Source organism: Solirubrobacter soli DSM 22325 (assembly GCF_000423665.1).
GTDB lineage: Bacteria > Actinomycetota > Thermoleophilia > Solirubrobacterales > Solirubrobacteraceae > Solirubrobacter > Solirubrobacter soli.
The window spans coordinates 83,745-109,912 of record NZ_AUIK01000016.1 but is presented as its reverse complement, the minus strand read 5'-3'; the positions used below and the strand labels follow the sequence as shown (position 1 = coordinate 109,912).

The 26,168-nt window shown below is 71.6% G+C and carries 29 protein-coding genes; 17 read left to right on the top strand and 12 right to left on the bottom strand.

The features are described from left to right. The first annotated feature begins 16 nt into the window (after positions 1–16). Entirely contained in the window at positions 17–913 is an 897-nt protein-coding gene (locus G569_RS0112585) for a mechanosensitive ion channel family protein (protein ID WP_028063672.1), read from the top strand. 51 nt (positions 914–964) lie between these two features. After that, on the top strand, positions 965–2,434 hold the full coding sequence (locus tag G569_RS0112580; protein WP_028063671.1) for a glycosyltransferase family 39 protein: 1,470 nt from the start codon (positions 965–967) through the stop codon (positions 2,432–2,434). Here G569_RS0112580 and G569_RS0112575 read toward each other — a convergent pair. Next, the gene (locus tag G569_RS0112575; protein ID WP_028063670.1) at positions 2,431–3,159 is read right to left on the bottom strand and encodes a penicillin-insensitive murein endopeptidase; all 729 of its coding nucleotides are present in this window, start codon (positions 3,157–3,159) and stop codon (positions 2,431–2,433) included. The genes G569_RS0112580 and G569_RS0112575 overlap by 4 nt on opposite strands. 35 nt (positions 3,160–3,194) lie before the next feature. Here G569_RS0112575 and G569_RS57815 point away from each other — a divergent pair, with 35 nt between their 5' ends. After that, positions 3,195–3,947 (top strand): alpha/beta fold hydrolase, encoded by a 753-nt coding sequence (locus tag G569_RS57815; RefSeq protein WP_169542130.1) that lies wholly within the window; start codon positions 3,195–3,197, stop codon positions 3,945–3,947. Here G569_RS57815 and G569_RS0112565 read toward each other — a convergent pair. Next, on the bottom strand, positions 3,931–4,218 hold the full coding sequence (locus G569_RS0112565; protein WP_037496240.1) for an AzlD domain-containing protein: 288 nt from the start codon (positions 4,216–4,218) through the stop codon (positions 3,931–3,933). The two genes, G569_RS57815 and G569_RS0112565, sit on opposite strands and share 17 nt — an antisense overlap. Next, the gene (locus tag G569_RS47855) at positions 4,218–4,916 is read right to left on the bottom strand and encodes an AzlC family ABC transporter permease (protein WP_053226330.1); all 699 of its coding nucleotides are present in this window, start codon (positions 4,914–4,916) and stop codon (positions 4,218–4,220) included. Before G569_RS47855 ends, G569_RS0112565 begins: the two co-directional genes overlap by 1 nt. Before the next feature lie 82 nt (positions 4,917–4,998). Here G569_RS47855 and G569_RS0112555 point away from each other — a divergent pair, with 82 nt between their 5' ends. Then, positions 4,999–5,451, top strand: a complete 453-nt coding sequence (locus tag G569_RS0112555) for an Lrp/AsnC family transcriptional regulator (protein ID WP_028063667.1) — start codon at positions 4,999–5,001, stop codon at positions 5,449–5,451. Continuing rightward, entirely contained in the window at positions 5,448–5,906 is a 459-nt protein-coding gene (locus G569_RS0112550; RefSeq protein ID WP_028063666.1) for a GNAT family N-acetyltransferase, read from the top strand. The genes G569_RS0112555 and G569_RS0112550 overlap by 4 nt, the downstream gene beginning before the upstream one ends. Here G569_RS0112550 and G569_RS0112545 read toward each other — a convergent pair. Continuing rightward, positions 5,890–6,432: a response regulator gene (locus G569_RS0112545; protein ID WP_028063665.1), complete on the bottom strand. Its 543-nt coding sequence runs from the start codon at positions 6,430–6,432 to the stop codon at positions 5,890–5,892. The two genes, G569_RS0112550 and G569_RS0112545, sit on opposite strands and share 17 nt — an antisense overlap. A 164-nt stretch (positions 6,433–6,596) precedes the next feature. Here G569_RS0112545 and G569_RS47850 point away from each other — a divergent pair, with 164 nt between their 5' ends. Then, on the top strand, positions 6,597–7,355 hold the full coding sequence (locus G569_RS47850; protein WP_053226270.1) for a gamma-glutamyl-gamma-aminobutyrate hydrolase family protein: 759 nt from the start codon (positions 6,597–6,599) through the stop codon (positions 7,353–7,355). 150 nt (positions 7,356–7,505) lie between these two features. Here G569_RS47850 and G569_RS47845 read toward each other — a convergent pair whose 3' ends face one another. Further along, complete coding sequence (locus G569_RS47845) at positions 7,506–8,180, bottom strand: polysaccharide deacetylase family protein (protein WP_053226269.1); 675 nt, start codon at positions 8,178–8,180, stop codon at positions 7,506–7,508. Between the two features lie 50 nt (positions 8,181–8,230). Here G569_RS47845 and G569_RS47840 point away from each other — a divergent pair, with 50 nt between their 5' ends. From G569_RS47840 to G569_RS0112495, 7 genes are read left to right on the top strand one after another with little or no spacing between them, the layout of a single operon-like run. Then, positions 8,231–9,505 carry a glycosyltransferase family 4 protein gene (locus G569_RS47840; protein WP_053226268.1) on the top strand — a complete coding sequence of 425 codons (1,275 nt, stop codon included), beginning with the start codon at positions 8,231–8,233 and terminating at the stop codon, positions 9,503–9,505. A 20-nt stretch (positions 9,506–9,525) separates the two neighbouring features. Beyond that, entirely contained in the window at positions 9,526–11,043 is a 1,518-nt protein-coding gene (locus G569_RS0112520) for a heparinase II/III family protein (RefSeq protein ID WP_028063664.1), read from the top strand. Then, positions 11,040–12,008 carry an aminoglycoside phosphotransferase family protein gene (locus G569_RS0112515; protein ID WP_028063663.1) on the top strand — a complete coding sequence of 323 codons (969 nt, stop codon included), beginning with the start codon at positions 11,040–11,042 and terminating at the stop codon, positions 12,006–12,008. Before G569_RS0112520 ends, G569_RS0112515 begins: the two co-directional genes overlap by 4 nt. Then, positions 12,005–13,075: a glycosyltransferase family protein gene (locus G569_RS47835; protein WP_053226267.1), complete on the top strand. Its 1,071-nt coding sequence runs from the start codon at positions 12,005–12,007 to the stop codon at positions 13,073–13,075. The genes G569_RS0112515 and G569_RS47835 overlap by 4 nt, the downstream gene beginning before the upstream one ends. After that, complete coding sequence (locus G569_RS47830; RefSeq protein WP_053226266.1) at positions 13,072–14,739, top strand: ABC transporter ATP-binding protein; 1,668 nt, start codon at positions 13,072–13,074, stop codon at positions 14,737–14,739. The genes G569_RS47835 and G569_RS47830 overlap by 4 nt, the downstream gene beginning before the upstream one ends. Further along, the gene (locus tag G569_RS47825) at positions 14,732–15,703 is read left to right on the top strand and encodes an NAD-dependent epimerase/dehydratase family protein (RefSeq protein ID WP_053226265.1); all 972 of its coding nucleotides are present in this window, start codon (positions 14,732–14,734) and stop codon (positions 15,701–15,703) included. Before G569_RS47830 ends, G569_RS47825 begins: the two co-directional genes overlap by 8 nt. Before the next feature lie 45 nt (positions 15,704–15,748). Continuing rightward, entirely contained in the window at positions 15,749–16,174 is a 426-nt protein-coding gene (locus tag G569_RS0112495; RefSeq protein ID WP_028063662.1) for a methyl-accepting chemotaxis protein, read from the top strand. A gap of 108 nt (positions 16,175–16,282) precedes the next feature. Here the strand turns inward: G569_RS0112495 and G569_RS0112490 are convergent, their stop codons facing one another. From G569_RS0112490 to G569_RS0112480, 3 genes are all read right to left on the bottom strand, one after another. After that, positions 16,283–17,416, bottom strand: a complete 1,134-nt coding sequence (locus G569_RS0112490; protein WP_028063661.1) for a PucR family transcriptional regulator — start codon at positions 17,414–17,416, stop codon at positions 16,283–16,285. Positions 17,417–17,455: 39 nt separating this feature from the next. Beyond that, a complete protein-coding gene (locus G569_RS0112485; RefSeq protein ID WP_028063660.1) occupies positions 17,456–18,217 on the bottom strand; it encodes a CpsB/CapC family capsule biosynthesis tyrosine phosphatase in 762 nt (253 codons plus the stop codon). 87 nt (positions 18,218–18,304) lie between these two features. Then, positions 18,305–19,018: a protein kinase family protein gene (locus G569_RS0112480; RefSeq protein ID WP_157591988.1), complete on the bottom strand. Its 714-nt coding sequence runs from the start codon at positions 19,016–19,018 to the stop codon at positions 18,305–18,307. 23 nt (positions 19,019–19,041) lie between these two features. Here G569_RS0112480 and G569_RS0112475 point away from each other — a divergent pair, with 23 nt between their 5' ends. The 3 genes from G569_RS0112475 (at position 19,042) to G569_RS62495 (ending at position 20,610) form a co-directional block, all read left to right on the top strand. Continuing rightward, positions 19,042–19,563: a carboxymuconolactone decarboxylase family protein gene (locus tag G569_RS0112475; protein ID WP_028063658.1), complete on the top strand. Its 522-nt coding sequence runs from the start codon at positions 19,042–19,044 to the stop codon at positions 19,561–19,563. After that, on the top strand, positions 19,560–20,339 hold the full coding sequence (locus G569_RS0112470) for a mycofactocin-coupled SDR family oxidoreductase (RefSeq protein ID WP_028063657.1): 780 nt from the start codon (positions 19,560–19,562) through the stop codon (positions 20,337–20,339). The genes G569_RS0112475 and G569_RS0112470 overlap by 4 nt, the downstream gene beginning before the upstream one ends. Positions 20,340–20,463: 124 nt before the next feature. Next, positions 20,464–20,610, top strand: coding sequence for a hypothetical protein (locus G569_RS62495; protein ID WP_157591987.1), 147 nt, complete (start codon positions 20,464–20,466; stop codon positions 20,608–20,610). On the opposite strand, the gene G569_RS0112460 is transcribed toward G569_RS62495, so the two are convergent. Further along, a complete protein-coding gene (locus G569_RS0112460; protein WP_028063656.1) occupies positions 20,600–21,025 on the bottom strand; it encodes a MarR family winged helix-turn-helix transcriptional regulator in 426 nt (141 codons plus the stop codon). The two genes, G569_RS62495 and G569_RS0112460, sit on opposite strands and share 11 nt — an antisense overlap. Positions 21,026–21,084: 59 nt before the next feature. On the opposite strand from G569_RS0112460, the gene G569_RS47820 reads away from it, so the two are divergent. Beyond that, on the top strand, positions 21,085–22,539 hold the full coding sequence (locus tag G569_RS47820) for an MFS transporter (RefSeq protein ID WP_037496235.1): 1,455 nt from the start codon (positions 21,085–21,087) through the stop codon (positions 22,537–22,539). Here the strand turns inward: G569_RS47820 and G569_RS0112450 are convergent. Genes G569_RS0112450 through G569_RS0112440 form a run of 3 tightly spaced genes read right to left on the bottom strand, consistent with a single transcriptional unit; the run spans position 22,516 to position 26,160 of the window. Next, positions 22,516–23,436 carry a PfkB family carbohydrate kinase gene (locus tag G569_RS0112450; RefSeq protein WP_028063655.1) on the bottom strand — a complete coding sequence of 307 codons (921 nt, stop codon included), beginning with the start codon at positions 23,434–23,436 and terminating at the stop codon, positions 22,516–22,518. The two genes, G569_RS47820 and G569_RS0112450, sit on opposite strands and share 24 nt — an antisense overlap. Before the next feature lie 15 nt (positions 23,437–23,451). Continuing rightward, positions 23,452–24,093 (bottom strand): cobalamin B12-binding domain-containing protein, encoded by a 642-nt coding sequence (locus G569_RS0112445; RefSeq protein WP_028063654.1) that lies wholly within the window; start codon positions 24,091–24,093, stop codon positions 23,452–23,454. Positions 24,094–24,120: 27 nt separating this feature from the next. After that, complete coding sequence (locus G569_RS0112440; protein WP_028063653.1) at positions 24,121–26,160, bottom strand: RecQ family ATP-dependent DNA helicase; 2,040 nt, start codon at positions 26,158–26,160, stop codon at positions 24,121–24,123. Positions 26,161–26,168 lie beyond the last annotated feature (8 nt).

Below are 26,168 nucleotides of genomic sequence, written 5' to 3'. Positions count from 1 at the left end.
CTAGGGTGAGCCGGCGATGCCTGAGACGACAGAAATCGTCGAGTTCCTCGTCGACAAGCCGCTCAAGATCCTCGTCATCCTGGTCCTGGCGTTCATCGCCAACCGGGTCGCCCGCAAGGGGATGAAGCGCGCGCTACGGACCCTCCAATCGGGCGCGGTGCAGGAGCGGCTGGGCTCGCTGCGCGCGGCCACGCCCGACGCCCTGCTGGCCACGACGGAGCACTCGCTGCGCGCCGAGCAGCGGATCGAGGCGCTCGCCTCCGTGCTCCGGTCCCTGCTCACCTTCGTGATCTACGCGGTCGCGCTGTTCATGATCCTCGGCGAGGTCGGCATCGAGCTCGGGCCGCTGCTCGCGGGCGCCGGGATCATCGGCGTCGCGCTCGGCTTCGGCTCCCAGTCGCTGGTCAAGGACTTCCTGTCGGGCGTCTTCATCCTGATCGAGGACCAGTTCGGCGTCGGTGACATCGTCAATCTCGACGGCGAGACGTCCGGCACCGTCGAGGCGGTCTCGCTGCGCACCACCCGCCTGCGGTCGGTCGACGGCACCGTCTGGCACGTCCCCAACGGCGAGATCCGCCGCGTCGGCAACCAGTCCCAGCACTGGTCGCGCGCGCTGATCGACGTCGAGGTCGCCTACGAGACCGACCTCGACCACGCGAAGGCCGTGATCGCCGCCGTCGCCCACGAGGTCGCCGCGAACGACACCGACGTGCTCGACGAGCCCGAGGTCTGGGGCGTCGAGGCGCTGGGCGCGCACGGCGTGATGATCCGCCTCGTGGTCAAGACCCGCCCGTCCCAGCAGTACCGGGTCTCGCGCGAGCTCCGCGCACAGCTGAAGGTCGCCTTCGAGCGCGAGGGGATCGAGATCCCCTTCCCGCAGCAGACCGTCTGGCACAAGACCGCCGCCGGTTAGGAGACGTTCAGCGTCCGGGTTGCCGGGTTGTGAACGGGGCACACTGACCCCGTGACCCGTCGCGTCAGCACCGGCCCCCTGATCGCACTCGCGCTGCTGATGGCGGCGTCGCTGCTGCTGCGGACCGGCGCGCTGTCGACGGGGTACTGGATCGACGAGGGGATCGCGGTCGGGATCGCCTCGCACCCGCTCTCGGACATCCCCCGGATCCTCGGGCAGGACGGCAATCCCCCGCTCTACTACGTGCTGCTGCACCTGTGGATGCTCGGGTTCGGCGACGGCGAGGAGGCCACGCGCGCGCTCTCGCTGGTGTTCGCGCTGCTGGCGATCCCGGCGTCGTTGTGGGCGGGATCGCGGGTCTTCGACCGGCGCGCGGGCTACGTCGCCGCGGCGGGCGCGGCGGGCGCGCCGTTCCTGACGTACTACGCGCAGGAGACGCGGATGTACTCGCTCGTCGTCCTGCTCTCGGTGCTGGCGTCGGCGTCCTTCGCGCTGGCCTTCGTGCGCGGCGAGCGCACACACGTCGCGTGGCTGGGCGTGTGGCTGGCGCTGCTGCTCTACACCCATACCTGGGGCCTGTTCCTGGCCGCCGCGATGGGGATCGCGTGGGTGCTGATGTGGCGGCGCGGGACGGTCGCGGGCGCTGACGGGGCGCGGCTCGCCCTGGTCCTGGCCGTGCTGTACGCGCCGTGGCTGCCATCCGTGTTGTCGCAGGCGGCGCACACGGCCGCGCCGTGGGCGGAACGGCCGTCGCCGCTGGCGCTGCTCGGCTTCCCGGGCGGGCTGTTCGGCTACCTGTCGCTGCCGCTGCTGATCGTCGCGGTGTTCTTCGCGCTGCGGCGCCGGCCGCCGGTCGACCAAGCCGTGCGGGTGCTCGCGGGGATCGCGGTGCTCACGGTCTCGATGGCCTGGGTGTGCTCGCAGATCCAGCCGGCGTGGGCGACGCGCTACCTCGCGGTCGTGCTCGGGCCGGTGCTGCTGGCGCTTGCGTCGGTCGTCTCACGCGGGGCGCGGTGGTCGTTCGTCGCCCTGGCCGGCGTCGCAGTCGTCTGGCTGATGAGCGGGCCGCCGCCGATCAAGTCCAACGTGCGGACGGTGTCGACGTCGGTCGCGCCGCAGATCCGCGCCGGCGACCTGGTCGTCGCGACGCAGCCCGAGCAGGTGCCCGCGCTGTACCGCTACCTGCCCGAGGGCGTGGTCTACCGGACGCCGATCGGGCTCGTCATGGACCCGCGGCAGACCGACTGGCGCGACGGTCTCGCGCGGATGCGCGCCGGGCAGGCGGAGACGGAGCTACTGCCGGCGATCGGGCGGATGGACCGCGGGCAGCGGGTGCTGATCATCACGCCCGAGGCGGGTGCGCGGGTGTCGCAGTCGAAGTGGGCGCGGGCGGTGCGGGTGCGCACACGCGAGTGGAGCGCGGCGCTGGCCACGTCGCCGCGGCTGCGCAAGATCGGCGGCGTCTCGACGATCGCGCTGCCCAAGAACACCGTCACCGCGGAGCTCTACGAGGTCCGTTAGCGAATCCGGACGTGCAGGTGGTCGTCGTGGTAGATCAGCGGCACGACGACGTTCTTCGGCCCCTTCAGGTTCAGATGCGGGCCGACGAAGACCTTCACGGCGCCGGCGGCGACGAAGCGGTCGACGAGGTCCTGCGCGAGCTTGCGATCGACCTGGCCGGGCTTGGTGGCGCGCGCCTCGGTCCCGTCCTTGCGCGGGTAGAGGATGTCCGCGTCGAGCCCGTTCTGGTGGCTGGCGTGGCCGAGCCCGCCGAAGTTCTTGCCGAACTTGCCGCCGTGCGGGCGTGACAGGTCCATGATCCCGACGCGCTGAGCGCTGTCGCGATCGGTGCGGTATTGGTGGATCACGGTGAGGATCGTGCGGATCAGACGGTCCGTGCCCCAGCGTCGCCACTCGCGATTGGGGATGCGGTCGTATACCGGATCCCACGTGAAGAAGTCCTCACCGAGCTCCGGAAGCAGCGTGCCGTCCTCGAGCCGGCCCTTCCGTGCGGGCTTGCCGAGTGCCTTGGAGTCATGCCACTGGATCGCGGCGAAGTCGGGCGGGACGCCGGGGTCGACCGGGGTCTCCGTCGCCGTCGGCACCGGCGTGTCGGCCGGGGGCGGGATGTTCGGGGTCGTCGTGGGTTCCGGAGCCGTGGGCTGCGGCGAGGTCCCGGGGTCCTGCGCGAAGGCGACGGCGACGACGACCAGCAGCGCCGCGAGCGCGAGCACGACGTAGCGCATGGCCTCATTGTTGCGAGAGTGGATATGTTGCGGCAGTGAACTATCTCGCTCCGGTGGTTTTCCTGCACGGGGTCGCGGGCAGCCGTCGGACATATGACTGGTTGCCGGCGGCCGTTGCGGGCCACGAGGTCGTACGCCTCGACTTCCGCGGGCACGGCGACGCGCCGCGCACGCCGGGCTCCTATCTCATCTCCGACTACGCGGCCGACGTCGTAGAGGTCCTTCGCTCCGTCGGACCCGCGTTCGTCGTCGGACACTCGCTCGGTGGCGTCGCCGCCTGGTGCGCGGCACAGCAGGTGCCGGAGCTCGTGCTCGGCGCCGTGCTCGAGGACCCGCCGCTGCTCGCCGGCTCGCCCGAAGGTCACGCCGGCAACGGCGCCATCCCCCACTTCCGCCACCTCCGGTCGATCGCGGCGGCATGGCAGGCCGAGGGCATCTGCGAGGCGGTCGCATTCGAGCGCTTGGCCGCGGAGCCCGATGCCGACGCCGCCCTGCCGGACGCGACCGCCGCCCGTGCCTACTCGCTCCTGCACCTCGACGAGACCGTGCTCGACACGGTGATCGACGGGACGCTGCTGACCGCGACCGATGTGGACGCCCCGGTCACCGTGCCGATGACGATCGTCGCCGCGGGGTTGCATCCGGCGTTCACCGTGGAGCATCAGGTGCAGTTCGCGACGTCTCACCCGAACGTCGAGGTCGTGCGCTTCGCCGGCGCGGGCCACTCGATCCACGACGAGCGCGCCCACCGCGCCGACTACCTCGCGCTCGTCACAGCGCGAGTCTGAGCAGCGCCGTCGTCACGGCCGCCGAGGCCACGACCACGAGGAACGGCGCGCGCAGGAGCAGCGCGACGACCGCCGCCGCGAGGCCCGCCGCACGCGCGTCGAGCCCCTCCCCGAACGTCTGGACGGACACGAGCGCCGCCAGCAACGCGACCGGGAGCAGCAGCGCGATCCGCTGCACCCGCGCGCCGTCGAGCACCCGCTGCGGCACCGAGAGCCCCGCGACCTTGAGCGCATAACAGCCCGCGGCGGCGACGAGGATCGCGCCCCACATCACGCGCTCCCGGGTGCCGGGTCCGCCGGCGCGGCGATCTCGCCGCGCGCCGCCTCACCCCGCGCGATCTCGCCGCGCGGCACCAGCGCTGCCACCACCGCCACCACGGCCGCGACCAGCACCGGCGTCCCCGCCGGGACGAGCGGCACCGACACGAGCGCGGCCACCGCGGCCAGGCCGGCGATCGCCTGCGGTTCGCGCTCCTTCAGGCGCGGCGCGAGCAGCGCGAGGAAGGCCGCCGGGGCGGCGGCGTCGAGGCCGAACGTGCTCGGGTCGGAGATCGCGTTGCCCGCGAGGGCGCCGATCAGGGTCGCGAGGTTCCAGAAGCCGAAGACGGCGACGCCGGCCGACCAGAAGCCGAGGCGGGTGTCGGCAGCGGTGTCGCGGACGGACATCGCGGCGCTCTCGTCGATCACGAAGTGGGCGGCCAGACCGCGCGGCTTCAGATACGGCGCCAACCGCAGGCCGTAGAGCGAGTTGCGGGCGCCGAGCAGCAGCGCGGTCGCGACCGCCGCGCCCAGCCCGCCGCCGATCAGCCCGACGAACGCGAACTGGGACGCGCCGGTGAACATCAGCAGCGACAGCGCGCACGCCTGGGGCACGGACAGGCCGGACGCGACGGCCAGCGCGCCGAACGACAGGCCGAGCGCACCGACGGCGACACCCACTCCCAGCGAATCTCGGACGATCGGCCTCATCGTCACCGCAGACTAGAGCGATGTATGCGGCATTTCCCGCGAACTTGCGGCGTCCTCGCCGCCGGAGTTAGCATTTCCTGCCATGGATTCCGTCGACCGCGCAATTCTGTCCCACCTGCAGGAGGACGGGCGGCTGTCGAACGTCGAACTGGCCGAGCGCGTGCGGTTGAGCCCGTCCGCCACGCTGCGTCGCGTGCGCAACCTCGAGCAGACCGGGGCGATCGCCGGCTACCACGCCGTGATCGACCCGCCCGCGGTCGGCCGCGGCTACCAGGTCACCGTCCACACGACGCTGATGCTCCGCAACCGGGAGACGATCGAGGCGTTCGAGGCCGCGCTGATCCCGCTCGAGGAGGTGATCGAGGCGCAGCGGATGTTCGGCGAGCCGGACTACCTGATCCGCGTCGCGGTCGCCGACGCGGAGGCGTACGAGCACTTCCTGATCAACACGTTCGCCGATCTGCCGGGGCTCGCGCGGATGACGTCGCAGTTCACGATGAAGACGCTCAAGGCGGGCGGGAGGCTCCCACTGTGATCATCGACCACGTCCGCGCCGGCGACGCCGAGCGCATGAAGGCGCTGCGGCTGCGCGCGCTCCAAGAGGACCCGCAGGGGTTCAGCAGCACCTACGAGCGCGAGTTGACGCTGCCGGAGGAGTGGTGGACGTCGCGGGCGGCCCTCTCCGACGCGGGCGAGGTGCAGCGCATGTACATCGCCCGCGAGGGCGAGCGCTGGCTCGGGATGGCGCTCGCCCGCGACGACGACGGCACCGCGGTGCTCAACGCGATGTGGGTCGCGCCCGAAGGCCGCGGCCGCGGCGCCGCGCGGGCGTTGTGCGACGCGTGCGCGGAGTGGGCGAGCACGCACGGGTTCGCCGTGTTGGAGGTGGGTGTCTTCCCCGACAACGAGGCGCGGCGCATGTACGAGGCGGTCGGGTTCGCACCCGACCGCGAGGAGGACGGGATCCTGATCTTCAGGCGAACGCTGTAGCGCGCGGGGTCGCGAGCTGGGCGACGATCGCCTGCACGCGGGCGTTGAGCGCGGCGACCGTCATCCCGACCACGTTGGCGATGTCACGCGGCGCGGTGCCGGCGAGGCGCATCGCGAAGATCGGCCGGTCACGCGGGTCCAGCCGCGCCGCGGCGCGCGCCTGCTCGCGCAGCCCGACGGGCGGCAGCACCCGCTCGCCCCGCACGGCGCGCAGCAGCTCGTGTGTGTCGGCAGCCTTGTCGATGACGCCGTCCGCGCCCGCGACCTCGGCCGCCAGCAGGAACTCCGGCGCCGGGTCGGCGACATAGAGGAGGATCCGCGTGCGCGGCGCCTCGGTCTTCGCGCGGCGGACCACGTCGAGCCGGTCGACGATCAGGACGTCAGGGTCGGAGCGATACAGCAGGGCCAGCAAGTCGCGCGCCTCGCTGACACAGCCCGCCGGAACGAGCCCCGGCTGGGCGTCGAAGAGCGCGCTCAGTCCGGCGCGGACGGCCGGGTGACGGTCAAGGACGGCGATTCGGGTCATCGCACTCCAGTCTGCGAGGCGGCAGCGCCCGTTACGCACGAGGCTGCCGGTGGGTGCACGTAGGGCCTTCCCCCCGAAGGAGGCCGGTTGCCCGTCTGTATCAGGGACGCATTCCCGCGCATCATCTCCTCATCGTCCCCGCGCGCCCCCCACTGATCGGAATCGTGACCCACGAGGTCCGCTCGGAACCCGAGCCCGCGTGGGCGCCGGCACCGGACCGCTCCGCGCGCGACCGCACGCCCCCGCGCCTGTCGCTGCGGCTGAGCTACACGCAGGCGGTGCAGGAGGCGGGCGGGATCGCGGTCGTCCTGCCCGCACACGGATACGTGGACGACGTCGCCCTGCTCGTCGACCGCCTCGACGGGCTGCTCTTCGCCGGCGGGCCGGACCTCGACCCTGTCACTTACGGCCGCGACCCGCACCCGGAGCTCGGTCCCGAGGTCGACCACCTCAGCGACGAGTACGAGCGCGCATTGCTGGACGAAGCGACCGCGCGCGACCTCCCCCAGCTCGCGATCTGCCGCGGCATGCAGGCGCTCAACGTCTCCCGCGGCGGCACGCTGCACCAGCACCTGCCCGACCGCACCGAGCTCGAGCACCTCCAGACCCTCCCGCCGTACGAGGTCGCGCACCCCGTGTCGGTTCTGGCCGGCTCGCCGCTGCACCGCATCACCCAGCGTCACGAGCTCGACGTCAACACGTTCCACCATCAGGCCGTCAACGTCGTCGGCAAGGGACTCGTGCCCTGCGCCCACGCGCCGGACGGGACGATCGAGGCGCTCTTCGACCCCGACCTGCGCTTCTGCCTGGGCGTCCAGTGGCACGCGGAGCTGCTCACCCACCGTGCCGAGCACGCGCCGCTGCTGCGCGAGCTGGTCGCGGCATCGAGCCCGGTCGCCGCGCCGCTGCGCCTCGTCGCCTGAGCGGAATACTGGCGTCCGGCGGGACGTCTCTGTGGGCATGTCCAACACCGAGATCAATCAGCTCATCGCCGAAGGCGTCATCAAGCTCGCTCCCCTCCGCGCCCGCAGCGTCGCGGATATCCCGCGCGTCCGCGCGGCGCTCGCCAAGCGCTAGAAGTCGCGCATCGAGCGCGCGTTGACGCGCTCGTGGCGCGCGAGCAGGGAGAGCAGCTCGCTCGCCCGCGCCATGTCGTCCGGTTCCATCACGGCGTGGTGGAACATCACGCCGACGGGCCCGCCACCGCGCACGTGGGTTGCGAACCGCGCGTCGAGCTCCTCCGGTTCCAGGCGCGCCACGTCCAGGCGGACCGGCAGCTCGCGGAGCAGGCCGAGCGGCTCGGCGCGGTGCTCGCGCGAGAGCAGCGTGAAGCCGAGGTCGACCAGCGCGCGGCCGGTGTCGTGCGTGCAGCGGTTCCACGGCGGCGTGAAGAACGGGTCGAGGCGGTCGCCGAGCAACTCGCTCAGGCGCTGTCGGCCGGCGGCGATGTCGGCGTGCTGCGCGTCGTAGCCGCGCGCGGGGCCGAACTCGCACTTGCGCCCCTCGACCTGGTGGTTCGTGTGGGCGTAGCCGTGCTGGTGCAGGCCGGCGTGCGTGCTCGCGAGCCGTTCCGCGAGGCCCGGCGTGACCGCGGCGGGGATGACCGCGAGGTCGAGCGGCAGGCCGTGTTCCGCGAAGCGGGCGATCAGCTCGAGGAGACGCTCGTCCTCCCAGCCGGCGTCGTCGTCGCGGAAGAAGACGTCGACCGGCTGAGCGGTTTCATCGAGCGAAAGTAAAAGGTTCCTCAAGAGCGTGACGTTGGGGCCGGTGGACTTGTCGCCAAAGTGTGAGCGGGTCCGTGGCGTACATCCTGATGGGGTTCCCGCGGGTCTCCGAGACGTTCATCGCGTCCGAGATCCACCGGGTCGAGCGGGCGGGCGTGCCGCTGCGCCTGTATGTGATCAAACCGGTCGAGGCGCGTGAGGAGGGGCACGACCACCCCGTCCTCGACGCGATCGAGGCGGAACCGGTCCATCTGCCGGACCCGGTGGGGCTGACGAACCCGCTGCACCTGTGGCGGTACCGCGACATCCGCGCGTTCTTGCCCGCGCTGCGGCGGTGCGCGCGGCGGCGGCCGCACGGGGTGGCGCGGGCGTTCAGGATCGCGTTCGGGCAGGCGTTCCGCGATCGCCGGGGTCGCTGGAGCGGTCCGCGCAAGATCTACGTCAAGGAGCTGATCCAGGCGATCACGCTCGCGGACGCGCTCGATCCGGACGTCCGCCACCTGCACGCGCACTTCGCACACGGGACGACGACGATCACGTGGCTCGCGGCGTGCATCACGGGCCTGCCGTTCTCGTTCACGGGCCACGCGCGGGACATCTACGCGCCCGAGCTGAACCCGAAGGGCTGGCTGCGGCGCAAGCTGCTCGCCGCGCGCTTCGTGGTCACGTGCACGGAGGCGAACGTCGCGCATCTGCGGGCGATCGCGCCGCGGGCTCGCGTCCACCTGATCTACCACGGCCTCTCCGCCGACCTCACGCGGCTGATCGACGACGGTCCGGCAACGGCGCGCAACGGCCGGCTGCGCATCCTCGGGGTCGGGCGGCTCGTGGCCAAGAAGGGGTTCGACGTGATGGTCGACGCGTGCGCGGTCCTGGAGGAGCGTGGCGTCGCGTTCGACGCGCTGATCGTCGGCCAGGACGACAAGGACGGGGACGCGCTGCGGCGGAAGATCGCCGAGCTGGGTTCGACGGTCGCGTTGCCCGGCCCGTTGGGACCGGCCGAGTTGCTGGACGAGTACCGCCGCGCGGGCGTGTTGTGCATGCCGTGCCGGCTGCTGCCGTCGGACCGCGACGGCATCCCCAACGTGCTCGTCGAGGCGATGGCGGCGGGCGCGCCGGTCGTCGCGACCGCCGTCTCCGGCATCCCCGAGCTGGTCGAGCACGAGGTCAACGGCCTGCTGGTGGAGCCGGACGATCCGCGGGCGCTCGCGGACGCGCTGCTGCGGCTGCACGACGACCCCGAGCTGACGCGCCGCCTGGTTGACAACGCGCGCGAGACGGTGGCTGCGCGCTTCGACGGCGACCGCCTGGCCCGCTCGCTCGCCGAGCTCTTCCGGGAGGCATTGTGATTGCCGTCCGCCCCCGTCCGGTGCTCTGCGTCAACGAGCACGAGCACCGCGATCGGGCGTTGGCCGATGCCGTCGCGTGCGGCGTCTTCAGCTTCCACGGGGAGACCCGCGAGCTGGGTCTCGAGCCCGATTGGCTGGACCGCGCGCCGCTCCCGCCCGACGAGGAATGGCGCCTGGACTGGGTCAAGTTCTATTACGGGCTCGACCTGGCTGACGCGTTCCGCGCGACCGGCGACCGCCGCTACCTCGTCGCGTGGGAGCGTCTGGTGGCGAGCTTCATCCTCCAGGTCGCGCCCGAGCACGACCCGTCGGAGGTGACGGCGCGACGGGTGCTGAACTGGATCTACGCGTGGCAGCGGCTGCCCGAGACGACGATCGGTCCCGAGCTGGTCGAGTCGGTGCGCGAGCAGGCGCGCCATGTGCGGAACACGCTCACCGCCGAGCGCAACCACCGCACGCTCGAGCTCTACGCGCTGCTGATCACCGCGCTCGCGCTGGGGGACGACACCGACTTCGCCGTCGCCGAACTGCACGCCAACCTGCTCGCCGACTTCGGCGAGGACGGCGTGCACCGCGAGCGCAGCACGCACTACCACATGATCGCCCTCCGCTCGTTCGTCGGCGCGCGGGAGAACGGTCGCCGGTTCGGGATCCCCTTCAGCGCGGCGTTCGACGAGCGTCTCGCCCGCGCCCGCGACTTCGCGCACCACATGCGCCGCCCGGACGGGACGATCCCCGCGCTTTCGGACAGCGACACGGGCGACTACTCCGAGCTGCTGCAGCTCGCCGAACGGCTGCTCGGGCCGGCCGGCGACCGGACGAGCTTCGTCGCGGGCGGTTACTTCATCCAGCGCGCGGGCGAACGGTTCCTGATCTTCGACTGCGGCCCGTTGGGGGACGGCGGCCACGGCCACTACGACGCGCTGAGCGTCGAGGCGTGGGCGGGCGAGCGGGCGCTCGTGCTCGACCCCGGCCGCTTCACCTACGCCGAGGGCTCGCCCAACCTCCGCCACTGGTTCCGTGGCACCGCCGCCCACAACACGGTGTGCGTCGACGGGCACGACCAGACCCCGTACGCCCGCTCGCGCTCCTCGCTGCCGAGCGCCGAGGCGACGTTCCTCGGCCGCGACGTGCGCGACGGCCTCGATGTCCTGTACGGCGAGGTGGTGTCCCCGGTGTACGAGGCGGTCCACCGGCGGCGGGTGATCTTCGTCGACGGCGCGTACTGGCTGATCGAGGACGTGCTGACCGGCTCGGTCCGGCATCGCTACGACCTGCGCTGGCACCTCGCGCCCAAGCACAGCTCGTTCACGCTGCACGTCAAGGGCGCGCGCAGCGTGGCGCTGGAGGACGGCTGGATCTCGCCGCGTTACGGGAGCCGCGAGGCGGCGCCGGTCGTGAGCGCGGTCGCGGTCGGGGAGACCGCGCGGTTCGTCACGCTGCTGGCGCCGGACCTGCGGGTGCTGGAGGTCGACGGTGACGTCGCGCGTGTGGGTGGCGACACGATCGTGCTCGGCGAGCGGGTGACGCGGCGATGATCTTCGACCCCGCGGTTCCCCGTCGTGACGAGCTCCTGCGCGGCGACCCCGTGTACGTGAAGTACCGGGTGGGTGAGAGCCTGCGGGTCGTCCATCGGCACGCCGACGAGTGGGTCGCCGCCCGCACCGACGGCAGCGGGGACATCGCCCACTTCCCCTTCCCCCACGACCGCAAGCTGGACCTGGCGGCGATCGACCGCCTGCTCGACGAGACAACGACCCCCCGTCTCGTCGCGTGGGCGGCCGAGCAATCCGCCACGTTCGAGTGCCGCGACCCGTCGGGACGCGTGGTCGCCTACGCCAGGGTGCAGCGCGACGCTGCACCCTGGCCGGCACTCGACACCGTCCGCACCCCACACGTGCTCGCGTCAACCAAGGACGCGCTGCTGCTCGAGCCGCTCGCAGGCGTCCGCCTCGACAACCTAAATCCCCCCAGGCCGCCTTTAGGTTCGAGGCCCGCGTTCGCGCCCTACGACGCGCTTGTCGCGCTCGGCGAAGCTCTACGCAACCTAAACGGGAGCAGGCCGGCTTTAGATTCGGTGCCTCGCTTCGCCCGGCTCGATCCCGGGCGGCTCGTCACGGCGGCCGAGGTGATCGGGCGGGTGCGGCCCGATGCCGCGGACGCGGCGAACCGGCTCCTCGAGCGTCTGCTCGCGCACGTTCCCGCGTGCGAGCCGGTGCTGATCCACGGCGACGCCAATCTGCGCAACGCGGTGCTGCAGCCCGACGGGACCGTCGCGCTGCTGGACCTCGAGGACCTGAGCGTCGGGCCGGCCGCCGCGGATCTCGGGCAGCTGATCGCCGGCGGGGTCCCGCCGGAACCCCTGCTGCGCGGCTACGGCGACCCGCCCGAAGCCCTGCGCTGGCATACCGCCGCTTCGATCCTCGCGCGGGTCGCGCTGCCGGCGATCAGCCGCTACCGCCCGCAGCTCCTGAAACGCCTCCCCCAACTGCTCGACGCATGAGACCCACACTGCTCTTCTACTGCCAGCACAGCGTCGGCCTCGGTCACCTGATGCGCAGCTACGCGTTGACCGAGGCGCTGGCGGAGCGCTTCCGCGTCGTCCTGCTCACCGGCGGCGACCCGCCCGAGGGGATCGAGCCGCCGCGTGGGGTCGAGATCGTCGCGCTGCCCCCGCTGGGCGTGAACGGCGGGACGTTCGGGAGCGGCGACCCGCGCTACACGACCGACCACGCGTGGGAGGTGCGCAACGCGCGCATCACGACCGCGCTCGACGACCTCCGCCCCGACGTGGTGCTGGTCGAGCTGTTCCCGTTCGGTCGCGCGAAGTTCGCCCGCGAGATCGTGCCGCTGCTCGAGCGGGCGAGGGCGCTCGGGGCCCGGACCGCGTGCAGCCTGCGGGACATCCTCGTCTCCACCCGCGCGAACCAACAGGAGCACGACGACCGCGCCGCCCGCCTCGCCAACGCCCACCTGGACCTGATCCTCGTCCACTGCGACCCGCGCTTCGCCCGCCTGGAGGAGACCTTCCGGCCGAGCGTCGAGCTCAACGTCCCGGTCGCGTACACCGGTTTCGTCGCGCGCAGCGGTGACCCGCAGCCTCGCCGCGGCGAGCACATCGTCGTCTCCGCCGGCGGCGGGCGGGTGGGAAGGCCGCTGCTCGAAGAGGCGATCGAGGCGTCCGACGGCCGCCCGATGCGGGCCATCGCCGGCCCGTTGATGCCACAGGCCGACTACGAGGCGCTGGAGGCGATCGCGCCACCCAACGTCGAGCTCGTCCGCTCCGTCCCCGACCTCGCGCAGGAGCTCAGCCGGGCCAAGGCCAGCATCAGCCAGTGCGGGTACAACACCGCGCTCGACCTGCTGCGCACCCGGGTTCCCGCGCTCGTCGTCCCCTATGCCACGCCCGAGGAGGACGAGCAGACGCGGCGGGCGATGCGACTCGAGCAGCTCGGCGTGCTCAAGGTGGCGACGCACATCAACGGTGACATCGACACCCTGCTGCGCTTCCGGCCGAAGCCCGCGGCGCTCGACCTCGACGGCGCGCGCGCGACCGCGGAGCTGCTGTGAGCGTCCTGCGCCCCTACGTCCTCAGGCAGTGGCGGGCACTGCTCGGCGCGTCGTTCGGCACGCTCGTGCTCGCGCTCGCCGAGCTGGCCAAGCCGTGGCCGATCGCGCTGATCGTCGACCACATCATCGGCGACCGCACGGCACCGTTCGACGTCGACCCCGGCTACCTCGCCGCGATCGGCGCGCTGATCCTCGGCATCGCGGTCGCGGAGTCCGCCGCCACGTACTTCTCCAACCTGTGGCTGCAGAGCGCCGGCGAGCGCATCACCCACGAGCTGCGGATCGCGGTCTACGACCACCTGCAGCGGCTCAGCCTCGCCTTCCACCAGCGCACGCATAAGGGCGACCTGCTCACCCGCGTGACCGAGGACGTCAATGACATGGGCGAGCTGTTCAGCGACACGCTCGGCGAGATGCTCCAGTCCGCCCTGCTGGCGTTCGGGATGACGGTCGTGCTGCTGATCATCGACCCCGTGCTGGCGCTCTTCAGCCTGTTCACCGCGCCGCTGCTGGTCGCCGTCAGCTTCGTCTTCCGCCGCAAGGTCCGCGATCGCGCCCGCGCGCAGCGCAACCACGAGGGCGACCTCGCGAGCGTGGCGAGCGAGACGCTCAGCGCGATGCAGGTCGTCAAGGCGTTCGGCGCCGAGGACCTGGAGGCGGAACGCATTCGCGACAAGAGCGAGCAGCGGATGGGCGTCGGCGTGGAGGTCGCGCGGCTGCAGGCGCGCTTCGATGGCACGGTCGGGGTGCTGCGCGCGCTCGCCACCGCGCTCGTGACCGTCTTCGGCGTGCTCCGCGTCAGCAAGGGGGAGCTGAGCGCGGGCGACCTGATCATCTTCGTCAGCTACACCCGCAAGGCGTCGAGCCCGATGCGCTCCTTCGCCCGCGAGGCCGCCAAGCTGACCGCCGCGCTCGCGCGGGCCGACCGCATCGCGGAGATCCTGTGCACCGACGAGGTGCTCGAGGACGGCACCTACCACGGCCCGCGCGCCCGAGGGGAGATCGAGCTGCGCGACGTCACGTTCGCCTACGCGGGTGAGCGGCCGGCGCTGGACCGCGTCAGCGTCGTGATTCCCGCGGGCCGCCGGCTCGCGCTCACGGGCGCGTCGGGCGCCGGCAAGTCCACGCTCTCCGCGCTCGTCGCCCGCTTCTACGACCCGACGGCGGGTTCTGTGTCGCTGGACGGGCGCGACGTGAAGGACTGCTCGCTCGCGTGGCTGCGTGAGCAGATCGCCGTCGTCCTGCAGGACACGGTGCTGTTCTCCGGCAGCGTCCGCGAGAACATCGCCTACGGCACCGAAGCCACCGACACGGACGTCGTCGCGGCCGCCGAGGCCGCCGCCGCCCACGAGTTCATCCGGTCACTCCCGGACGGCTACGACACCGAGCTCGGCCCTCAGGGGACGGGCTTGTCCGGCGGACAGCGGCAGCGGATCGGGATCGCCCGTACGCTGCTGCGCAATCCGCCCGTGATCATTCTCGACGAGCCCACAACGGCCCTGGACGCCGACAGCGAAGACCTGGTGCTCAAGGGCCTCGACCGCCTCATGCGCGGCCGGACCGTCCTGTTGATCACGCACTCGCCGCGGCTCGCTCGCACCGCGGACCAGATCATCGAACTCGATCACGGACGGATCGTCCAGACGGAGGTCAACGTTGGCTAGTGCAGTGGTGACCGGCTGCGCGGGCTTCATCGGAAGCCACCTGACCGAAGCGCTGCTCGAGGACGGTTACGACGTCCTCGGCGTCGACTGCTTCAACGACAACTACCCGCGGCGCGACAAGTTCGCGAACCTCGCGCGGGCGGGTGAGCACGAGCGGTTCCGTCTGCTCACCGCGGACCTCGTGGAGGTCGACGCCGACGCGCTGCTCGACGGCGCCGACGTCGTCTTCCACCTCGCGGGCGAGCCGGGCGTGCGGGCGAGTTGGGGCCCGCGGTTCGACCGCTACACGCACCACAACGTCAAGGCCACGCAACGGTTGCTCGAGGCCGCGCGCGGGACCGGTGTGCGGTTCGTCTACGCCTCGTCGAGCAGCGTCTACGGCGACGCGCTCGCGCTGCCCACGCGCGAGGACGCGACGCCGCGGCCGCTGTCGCCCTACGGCGTGACCAAGCTCGCGGCGGAGCACCTGTGCGTGCTCTACGGGACCGAGCACGACGTCGACACCGTCGCCCTGCGCTACTTCAGCGTCTACGGCCCGCGCCAGCGGCCGGACATGGCGTTCCGGCGGTTCTGCCAGGCGGTCGTCGAGGGGCGCGCGATCGAGGTCTTCGGCGACGGGCGCCAGACGCGCGACTTCACGTTCGTGGGGGACATCGTCGCCGCGACGCGGGCGGCGGGGCACGCGTCGACCGCGCCTGGTCGCGTGTACAACGTCGGGGGCGGGAACCGCACGTCGCTGCGGTGCGCGCTGGAGGTGCTCGCGGGGGTCGCCGGCCGGCCGCTCGACGTCCGCTACGGCGAGCGTGAGTCCGGCGACGTGCAGGACACGGGCGCGGACACGTCACGGGCGGAGGCGGAGCTCGGCTTCTCGCCGTCGACGTCGCTGCGGGACGGGCTCGCGGCCGAGCTGGCGTGGGTGCGATCGCGCGAGGAGCCGCGGGTGCACTCCTTGAGCGCTTCTTGACGTGCGCCGCACCCCGGCTTGAGTTGGCCGTCCGATACCCGGGGTGTGCCCCGCTTCAGCCCAAATCCCAATCGCCCCGAACACCTCGTCGCCTCGATCGTCGCGCTCTCCGAACAGAGCAACCGGCTGGCGCTGGAAGCCGCGATGGAGGCCGCCCGCGCGGACTCGCTCGGCAAGGTGAGCTTCGTCGTCGAGCAGGTCTGCCGCCTCGCGGTCGGTGCCGGCGTCGCCGCCGGTGAGGTCGCGTGGCTGGTCGGCGAGCTCGAGTCCTCCCACCCGACCGAGGAACAACTCGGCGAGGCCGCCGTCGCCGTCGCGGGCATGCAGAGCTGCATGAGCGCGGTCGCCCACGCCGTCGCCGAGGTCGCCGGCCGCGGCGGCCCGACCGAGATCTCCTCCTCCGCCGAGGCCCTCCGCCGCGTCACCGCCCAACTCGACGGCCTCCTCACCCGCATCCAACCCTGCGTCTAAACCCCACCTAAAGTGCCTGGCACCTTATCTTCGCTTTAGCTTCGCGCACGGCTCTGCGCCGTGAACATACCTAAATGCTACCTAAAGGGTCAGGCAACTTAGGTGGGGTTAAGGTTGGGCTAGGCGGGCGAGGCGGAGTGCGAGGTGGCAGAGGAGGCGGTCTTCGCCGTCGTGCAGGTTGACGCCTGCGACCTCCTCGATCCGGCGGAGGCGGTAGTAGAGGCCGCCGCGGTGGAGGGAGAGCGCTGCCGCCGTGCGTTTGACGTCGCCGGCGTGGTCGAGGTAGGCCTCGAGGGTGTTGACGAGGGCCTGATCGCCCGCGAGGAGGCGGCGGAGGCCGTCCGGGAGGTCCTCGAGGGCGGCGTCCGGGAGCGCGGTGACGACGCGCTCGACGCCGAGCGCGTCCCAGCTCGCGGTGCCGGACTCGGCATGCGCGGCCACACGAAGTGCTGCCAGGGCACGGCGGTACGACGTGGGGACCTCGCGCAGGTCCTCGACCGACTCGCCCTGACCCACCAGCGCGCGCGGTGAGGTGAGGACGGCGAGCGCCTCCATGACCGCGTTGCCGGCCAGACCGCGCGCGCCGGCGAGGCAGACGAGCCGGCCTTCGAACTCGGCGCAGATCGCCTGCTTGGCGGCCAGCCTCGCTCGAAGGCGATCAAGCGCTTCGGCGCTCCACTCGTCCCCCGCCGGACCGGCCGGCGCGGCCACCCACACGCACACCGGCCGCAGCGGCAGGTAGTGCTCAGCCTCCAAAGCGGTCGCCGCCGTGTCGATCTGCCGCGGATCGGCGCTGAGCAGGGAGACGACGAGCTGCTGCTCGTGGCGGCGCCGCAGGAGCTGAGCATCGGCGTCGGGGCCGACGAGCGCGGCGGCCTCCGCGGCGGCGGCGCGGGCGAGCCGCAGCTCGGCCTCGGTCACCGCCGGCTCCTCGAACAGCCACAGGTAGCCGAGCCGCCGCCCGCTCCCGACCAGGGGAATGCAGACACGGGCCTTCAACCCGATGTCCGGCCGGGCGGGGATGTGCACGGGCCCGGCCGCCGTTCGGATGCCTTCGTCGAACAACGCCACGCGAGCCTCGTCGGGCGCATGCCGGCCGAGGATGCTCGCCGTCCGGACGTCGTCGAGTTCGCCGAACTGCGTGCTGTAGGCCAGCGGGCGCAATTCGGCGTCGTCGATCAGCACCGGTCGGCCGAGACTGAGGCTCAGCGCGTCGACGATCTCCTGGAGACCCCGGTCCACCGGTTCCTCGTCCTCATGACGTGGAACCGACCTTAGTCGTTAACGCAACTGGTCGGCGCTGGGCAGCGCCACCGCGAGGTGCGAAATGCCCTCGCGCAGCAGGAAACGCGGGTTGGACTCGGTCAGCCGCCGGGCCTGGATCTCGCTCGCGCCGGCCCGCACCAGGGCGCGATATCCGAGCGGGAGCGTACTTTCGCGCGTACCCGGGTGCGTATCGCCGGCGAGGCAGAACGCGCGGCCCTGACGGACGAGGCGGGCCCCGGTGTCGCGCGCCTGCGGGCCGTGCTCGCCAAGCAGCGATGACACGTTGACCTGCAGCAGCGCGCCGTTCTCGATGTGCGGATCGAGCCGGTCCAGCGGCCCCCGCACCCGCTCCGGGTGGGCGAGCAGGAGCCCGTAGCCGAGGCCGGTGAGCCGGGCGACGGCGGCGTCGAAGACGTGGTCGAGGCCCTCGAAGGGGCATTCGAGGAGGAGCCACGGCGCGTGCTTCGGTCCCTGGGCGATCAGCGCGAGCTCGTGCTCGGCCAGCTCCAGCGCGTCCTCGTCGGCGAGCTCGCCGCCGGGGTGCAGCCGGACGGCGATCCCGTCCTCTTCGATCGCGCGCTGCGCGGCCTCACGGCGGCCGGCCAGCTCGGCGATGTCGATGCGCGGGAAGTGCGCGCGCTTGATGTGCGGGGTGCAGGCGATGTCGAGCACGCCCTCGGCGTGCAGCCGCCGGGCGAAGTGCCGGGTCTCCTCCATCGTCTCGGCCCCGTCATCGAGGCCGGGGAGGAGATGAGAGTGGAGATCGACGTAGGTCACTCCCCTAAGTGGTAACAGCCGTCCGCTTCGCGACCCGCCCACCTTCACGTCATCAAAACATCTGCTAATCGCGCACTGTGACCGCGATCACGCAAAGGCGACGAGCAGCACGATCACCAGCGCCAACGTGGCGCAGGCGGTGATCGTCAGCGCGGTGTCGCGACGCCGCCGCGCGGTGCCGCTCTCGACCCGCCGCAGGTCGTCGGCGAACTGTCCCGCGGACAGATACGCCCCCTCCAGCGCGCGCGTCAGGACGAGCTCGAGGTCGTCGCCGGTGCTCGAGATCATGTCGCCGACCAGGTGGGCGAGCGCGGCCGAGGAGGACGCGGCGGGCAGGGCGACCCCGAGGTGCGCGTCGAGCCCGTCCAACTGCGCGTCGCCGTGCGCGTCGACCCAGATCCGCTCGGCGGTGAGCGGCGGCGGCGGCGCACCCGCCTCCTCGAGGGCGTCGACCGCGGACGCGACCTGGCGGGCGATCCGCATCGCCGACGCCGGCCCGAGCCGCCCGTCGGCGAGGACCTCGTCCAGGCGCCGCCCCTCCGGCGCCTCGGCGACCGCGACCGCGCGGCCTTCGAGCGTGCGCGTGTCGTACACGCCGAGCAGGTGCGGGTGGTCCACGCCGCCCAGCCGGTGGGCGCGCTCGAGGAAGCGCACCGTCGCCAACGACCCCGGCGGCGCGCCCGCGACGTACAAGGAAACCGTGCGACCCTCGCGCTCGGTGGCGCGCAGCACCGCGACGTTCGCATCCTCTCGTTCGACGGCCTCGATCCGGTAGCCGCCGAACTCGCCCCCGGGTTGCACGGTGCCAACCATAGGATCTTCGGATGGCTCGCATCAGTCCGGTCGACGAATCGTCTGCTCCACCCGCCTCTCAGGACATCGCCGCGGCCCATCTGGCCTCCGGCAGCCGCATGACGAACATGAAGTGGACGCTGGCGCATTCGCCCGTCGCGCTCGACGCCCTGCTGACCTGGTATCCGCTGCACGATCAGGTCGAGCCGTTCCTCGGCCAGCGGCGCACCTGGCTGTTCTGCCACGCGATCTCGACCGCCAGCGACTGCCTGATCTGCTCGACGTTCTTCCGCCGGCTGATCATCGACGCGGGCGAGGATCCCGGCGAGCTCCAGCTGGACTCCTTCGACGAGCTGATCGTCGATTTCGGCCGGCGTCTGGGCACTGACCCGCACTCGGTCGACGACGCGCTGTACGCCAGGCTCTCCGAGCGCCTGGACACCGCCCAGATCGTCACGCTGACCGCGTTCGGGGCGATCATGGTCGCCACCAACGTCTTCAACGACGCGCTCAAAGTCGACCTCGACGGCTACCTGCAGACGTACGCGGCATGACGGTCGCCCTGATCACCGGCGCCGCCCACGGCCAGGGCCGCGCCGCCGCGCTCGCGCTGGCCGAGGACGGCTACGACATCGTCGCGCTCGACGTCGGCAAGCCGCTCGAGTACCCGAGCTACCGGATGGGATCGACCGAGGAGCTCGAATCGCTCCGCGACGAGGTCGCCACGGAGTGCCTGACGTTCGTCGCCGACGTGCGTGACGACGACGCGGTCGCCAAAGCCGTGAAGGAGGCCCACGAGCACTTCGGCCGCATCGACGTCCTCTTCAACAACGCCGGCATCTGCGCCTACGGCCTTGCCCACGAGCTCACCGAGGACGCCTGGGACGCGATGATCGACATCAACCTCAAAGGCCCGTGGATCGTCGCCCGCCACGTGATCCCGCACATGATCGAGGCGAAGCGAGGCGTGATCGTCAACAACTCCTCGATCGCGGGCCTGCGCGGAATGGGCCGCCTCAGCCACTACGCGGCCTCCAAGTGGGGCCTGACCGGGCTGACGAAGTCATGGGCGATCGAGCTCGCGCCGTACGGCATCCGCGTCGTCTCGATCCACCCGACCGGCGTCGACACCCCGCTCAACGACGGCCTGGCCGAGATGGAGGGAAAGACGCCGAAGGAGATCGCCGAGGCCAGCGCCGGCAACCTGCTCCCGGTCCCGTGGGTGGAGACGAGCGACGTCGCCGAGGCCGTGCGCTTCCTGGTCAGCGACAAGGCGCGCTATTTGACGGGCACCGAGCTCGTGATCGACGCGGGGTTGCTAACCCGATAGTCGGAACTCCGAGGTTTATCGATTGTTAGCAGGCATTTGCACTGTCACAAGCTTGTTACTATCTCGGCACGCCCTGCCGATAGAACGGGCGTAGGTTCTTCCTCTCCTCCCCAAGGAACTCCCCATGACCAAGCTCCTCAACGCGCTCAAGCGCACGTTGGGCGACGGCCCGTACACCGAGCCGACGCCCCACTTCCACACCGGCGCCTCCGACCACTACCCGGAGGTCTGTTACGAGGACGCCTGTGAGCGTCCCCGCCTCACGGCGTGAGTGAAGGCTCGGCCGCCAACGCGCGGTCGAGCATCGAACGCAGCACCTCGCGCTCCTCGATCGAGAGGGCGCCGAGGACGTCGTCCTCCAAGGACTCCATCGCCTGTTCGGCCGCGAGCATCGCCTTGTGGCCGGCGGGCGTCATCTTCACGATGTGCCGGCGCCGGTCCGCGGGATCGCGCGTGCGCATGACGTAGCCGAGATCCTCGAGGTCGTTGAGCATCAGGACGCAGTTGTTCGGGTCCAGATGCATCGACACGCACAGATCCTGCTGCCCACGCGGGCCTTCGCGCAGGTTGGACAGCGTCACGTACGCCTTCAGCCGCATGCCGAGGACGTCCTCCGTCGCACGCTTGTAGACCAAGCGCGACAGGCGCGTCAGCAAAACGATCGAGCCTGGCGAAGAAGCGGACATGTCGGTCCAGATAATAGCGGTTGCGGGATCGTCATGGAAGCAATATAGTCACTAGTCCAGTGACTATCCATACTCCCCAGAGCGCCTCACGGCGCAAGTGGATGGCGTTGGTCGTGGTCTGCCTTGGGCAGCTGATGATGGTCGTCGACATGACGATCGTCAACGTCGCCTTGCCCGTCATCCAGCGCGATCTGCGCTTCTCTCAAGCCGACCTCACGTGGGTGGTCGGCGCCTACTTGATCTCCTACGGGAGCTTCCTCCTGATGGCCGGACGGCTTGGCGACCTGGTCGGTCGCAAGCGGGTCTTCCTCGCCGGCGTCACGCTCTTCACCATCGCCTCCGCCCTCTGCGGCCTCGCCGACAGCCAGCTGCTGCTGATCGCCGCGCGCTTCCTCCAGGGCCTCGGCGGTGCGATCGCCACCTCGGTGATCCTCGCCCTCATCGTCACCGACTTCCCGCGCCCCGACGAGCGCGTGAGGGCGATGGGCGCCTACATGTTCGTCGTCACCTCCGGCGGGTCGCTCGGCCTGCTGCTCGGCGGCGCGCTCGTCCAGTCCGTCGACTGGCATTGGATCTTCTACGTGAACCTCCCGATCGGTGTGGCCGTGCTCGCGCTCGGCGCGCGGCTGATCGAGAGCCGCCCGGGCCTCGGCTTCAAGGGCGGCATCGATGCCACGGGCTCGATCCTGGTCACGACCGCGATGATGATCGCCGTCTACTCGATCGTGACCGCGGCCGACCACGGCTGGGGCTCGCCGCACACGCTCGGCTTCGCCGGCGCCGCCGCGATCCTGCTCGCCGCCTTCGCGGTCTGGGAGTCGCGGATCGAGAACCCGATCCTCCCCGCCCGCCTGCTGCGGATCCGCACGCTGATCGGCGGCAGCGTCGTCCGCGGCTTCCTCGTGATCGGCATGTTCGGCTCGTGGGTGCTCGGGACGCTCTACGTCGAGCACGTGCTCGGCTACGGCGCCTGGGACACCGGCCTGGCGTTCCTGCCGATGACGCTGACCGTCGGCGCGCTGTCGCTCGGCACCACCGCCCGCGTGATGGCCAAGATCGGGCCGGAGCGGACCGTCGTCGTCGGGATGTCGATCGTCGTCGTCGCGCTGCTGTTGCTGACCCGCGCCGGCGAGAACGCGTCCTACTTCCCCGAGCTCTTCGTGCCGTACGCCCTGATGGGCCTCGGCATGGGGACGGCGATGCTGCCGCTGATGACGATCGCCATGAGCGGCGTGCCGGAGGCCGACGCCGGCCTCGGGTCGGGCATCGTCAACGTCTCGATGCAGCTCGCCGGCGCGCTCGGCATCGCGGTCCTCGGCACGCTGGCGGCGGAGCGCACCAGCTCGCTGACCGCCGACGGCGTGAGCACCGCCGGCGCCCTCACGGGCGGCTACCACCTCGGATTCGAGCTGGCCGCCGCGGCGGTCGCCGTCGGCGTCGTGCTCGCTGTGACGGTCCTGCGGATGCCGCGGACGCGGCTCGCGCCCGGCTCAGAGGTCGCCGTCGAGGTCTGAGAGCCGCGGCGGGTTCGCGCCCGCCCGCTCGCACGTGCGTGCGGCGACGACGCAGGCAAAGGTCGTCGCCGCCCGCACCGCCTTCGCGTCATCGAGGGCGTCGCGGTCCAGGCCCTTCATCCGCCAGTAGGCGATGAAGCCGCCGCCGAAGGCGTCGCCGGCGCCGATCGTGTCGACGACGTCGACCTTCGGCGCGGCCACGACCATCTCGGCGTCCGCGGTCACGACCAGCGCGCCGTCGCCGCCGAGCGTGACGAGCGCGACGGTCGGCCCGTCCTCGAGCAGCGAGCGCGCCGCGGCCACCGTGTCCGCGCCGGGCTCGAGGTACTCGAGGTCGTCGTTTGAGACCTTGACGACGTGCGCGTAGGCGAACGTCGCCGCGAGGCTGCGGCGGTAGGTCCCGCGGTCGGGGATGAACGTCGGCCGGCAGTTCGGGTCGACCATGATCAGCGCGCGGTCGGCGACCGCCTCGACGACCGCCTGCAACGCGAGCGCCGTCGGCTCCATCACGAGCCCGAGGGTGCCGACGTGCAGGAAGTCAACCGTCTCGGGGAGCGCGCGCAGCGCGGCGTCCGGCTCGAGCGCGGGGGCGCTCGTCCCCTCGGTGTAGAAGCGGTAGGTGGCGGCGCCCTTGTCGTCGAGCTCGGCGAGCGCGAGCGTCGTCGGCAGCGGCGTCTCGACCACCGTGTCCAGCCGGACGCCGTCCTCGGCCAACTGGCCGCGCAGGAGCGCGCCGAACCCGTCGTCGGAGAGGCAGCCGAGGAAGTGCACGTCCTGGTCGAGCCGGCCCAGCGTGCGCGCCGTGTTGTAAGGACCGCCGCCCGCGTGCGCGCGCAGCTCACCCGCCTGGTGCGGCACGAGATCGACCAGGGCCTCTCCTCCGACGACCACCGTCATGGCGGCGAACCCTACTCAGTTGAGCGGGGCGTGGTGGACCAGCGCGTCGACCACGTCGACGACGCTCGAGACGTCCGGGCAGACCGAGGCGCTCCAGGTCGCGCCGAGCTCGAATGTGACCGCGCTGCCGCCGATCACGATCGACACGCGCGGGTGGACGTGGCGCAGGTAGTCCATCGCGGCGTCGATGCGCTCGACGCTGTCGGCCATCGTCGCCGTCAGCGCGACGATGTCCGCGTGGTGGCGGGTGACGGCCATCGCGACGTCCGCGAGCGGGACGTCCGCGCCGAGCAGGCGCGTGTCATAGCCGGCGGCGTCGAGGAGGTCGGTGGCCATGTTGAGCCCGATGACATGGCGCTCCCCCTCGGGCGCGAGCAGCAGGACCCGGCGGCGCCCGCGGCGGCGGCGATTGCGCTGCGCCTCCCGCTGGAGCGCCAGGACGCGGAGCGCGATCTCGGAAGCGAGGTGCTCGTCGGCGATCGAGATCTCGCCCAGCGCCCACTTCTCGCCGACGATGAACAGCGCGGGCGCGATCAGCTCGATGTCGATCTGCGCCGCGCTGAGGCCGCCGTCCATCGCCTCGCGCACCGCGCGTTCGGCCGCATCCGGGTCCCCCGCGAGCAGCGCGCGGGTGAAGCACCGGCGGAGCCGGAGCACAGCGGATCCGACCACACGCCGTTTCTACTAATACGCGCTGGCGAGAACAAGGGGGTACACAGGCCCAGAGCCCTTGCGGCGGAGCTGGCCGGCGACCATCGCCAGGGTCCAGCCGCTGAAGCGGACGTCGTCCACCAGCAGGCACGCCCTTTCCGGCGGCGTCGTGACCACGGCGAACGCGCCGCGCACGTTCGCCACCTGCTGGACCGAGTTGGTCATCTCGCGTTGCGGCGGGTTGTCGCGGACGCGTTCGAGGGTCGGCTGGAACGGGAGGTCGAGCGCGTCGGCGAGCCGCTGCGCGAACTCCGGGACGAGCGGCCCGCTGCGCTGCGACGGCACCGCGGTGACCCACTGGACCGGCGCACGCCAGCTGCGCACCGCCTCGGCGGCGGCCGCGACCAGCTCGTCGTCGAAGCGGCCCTCGCGCCGACCCTGTTGTACGAGCGGGTCCCACCCGCCGTCGCCGAGGCGGGCGAGCGCGCGGCCTTCCTCGGCGCGGACGTCCTCGCCGAGCTTGCGCATCTTGCCCTCGGGGTCGGGCGCCATCTTCTTCACGTCGAGGATCAGGGGTCGCGAGCGCAGGCTCAGCGCGGCGTCGCGGACGAGTGACGGGTCGAGCGGGCCATCGAACTTGGGTGCGGTGCAGACCGCGCAGACGCCGCAGTCCTGCGGGTCGGGGTCGTCGAGCTCTTCGCGGAGCGCGCGCATCAGGCAGCGCCCGTCGGCGCCGAACGCCGCCATCGCCTCCTGCTCGTGGCGGCGGAGCTTCGTCACGTTGGCGTAGCGGTCGCCGTCGTAGTGCCAGTCCGCGCCCGGGACTCTGAGCCATTTCGTCCCTTCGCGGGTGACCGCGCCCTCGACGTCGAGCACCTTCAGCATCGCCTCGATGCGCCCCTTGCCGAGGTTGACCGCGCCCATCAGCTCGTTCGTGGTGGCGCCGTCGTCGTCGAGCGCCTCGAGCACGCGGTCGACGCGGTCCTTCGGCGGGAACGCCTGCTCGATGAAGAAGTCCTGGATACGGCGGTCCTCGCGGCCTCTGAGCAGGACGACGTCGGCGCGGTCGATCGCACGGCCGGCGCGGCCGACCTGCTGGTAGTACGCGATGACGCTGCCGGGCGCCTGGTAGTGCACCACGAAGCCGAGGTCGGGCTTGTCGTAGCCCATGCCGAGGGCGCTCGTCGCCACGACCGCCTTGAGCTCGTTGCGGAGCAGGCGCTCCTCGGTGCCGATGCGGCGTTCGGTGTCGACCTCGCCCGAGTAGGCCTCGGCGGGGACGCCGTGGGCGTTGAGCCACTCGGCCACGGTGTCGGCGTCGCGCTTGGTGAGCGTGTAGACGATCCCGCTGCCCGGGAGGCTCGGGAGGTGGGTGGCGAGCCAGGCGAGGCGGTCGGCCTGGGCGGGCAGCTCGACGACCTCCAGGCGCAGGGAGGCGCGGGAGAGCTCGCCGCGATAGGTGCGCAGCTCCGCTCCCCCGAGCTGGAGCTGGTCGGAGATGTCCGCCACCACGCGGTCGTTCGCGGTCGCGGTCGTGCAGAGGACGGCGACGCCCTCGGGCAACCGGGCGAGCATGTCCTGGATGCGCCGGTAGTCGGGGCGGAAGTCGTGGCCCCAGTCGGAGATGCAGTGCGCCTCGTCGATCACGAGGAGGCCGACGCGCTCGGCGAACAGCGGCAGCATCGTGTCGCGGAATTGCGGGTTGTTGAGGCGCTCAGGGCTGATCAGCAACAGGTCGACGGCGTCCGTCTCGAGCAGTTGACGGACTTCGGCCCACGCGTCGCGGTTGGTCGAGTTGATCGTGTGGGCGCGGATGCCGAGCTTTTGCGCCGCCTCGATCTGGTTGCGCATCAGCGCCAGCAGCGGCGAGACGATCAGCGCCGGGCCGGCGCCGGTTTCGCGAAGCAGCGAAGTGGCAACGAAGTAGACAGCGGACTTGCCCCAACCGGTCCGCTGGACACACAGGACTCGAGCACGGTCCTCGACGAGATCCAAGATCGCCTCGCGTTGATGCTCGCGGAATTCGGCATCGGGGCCTGCCAGGCGCTTCAGGAGCTCTTCAGGTCGGCTCATACGTTGGT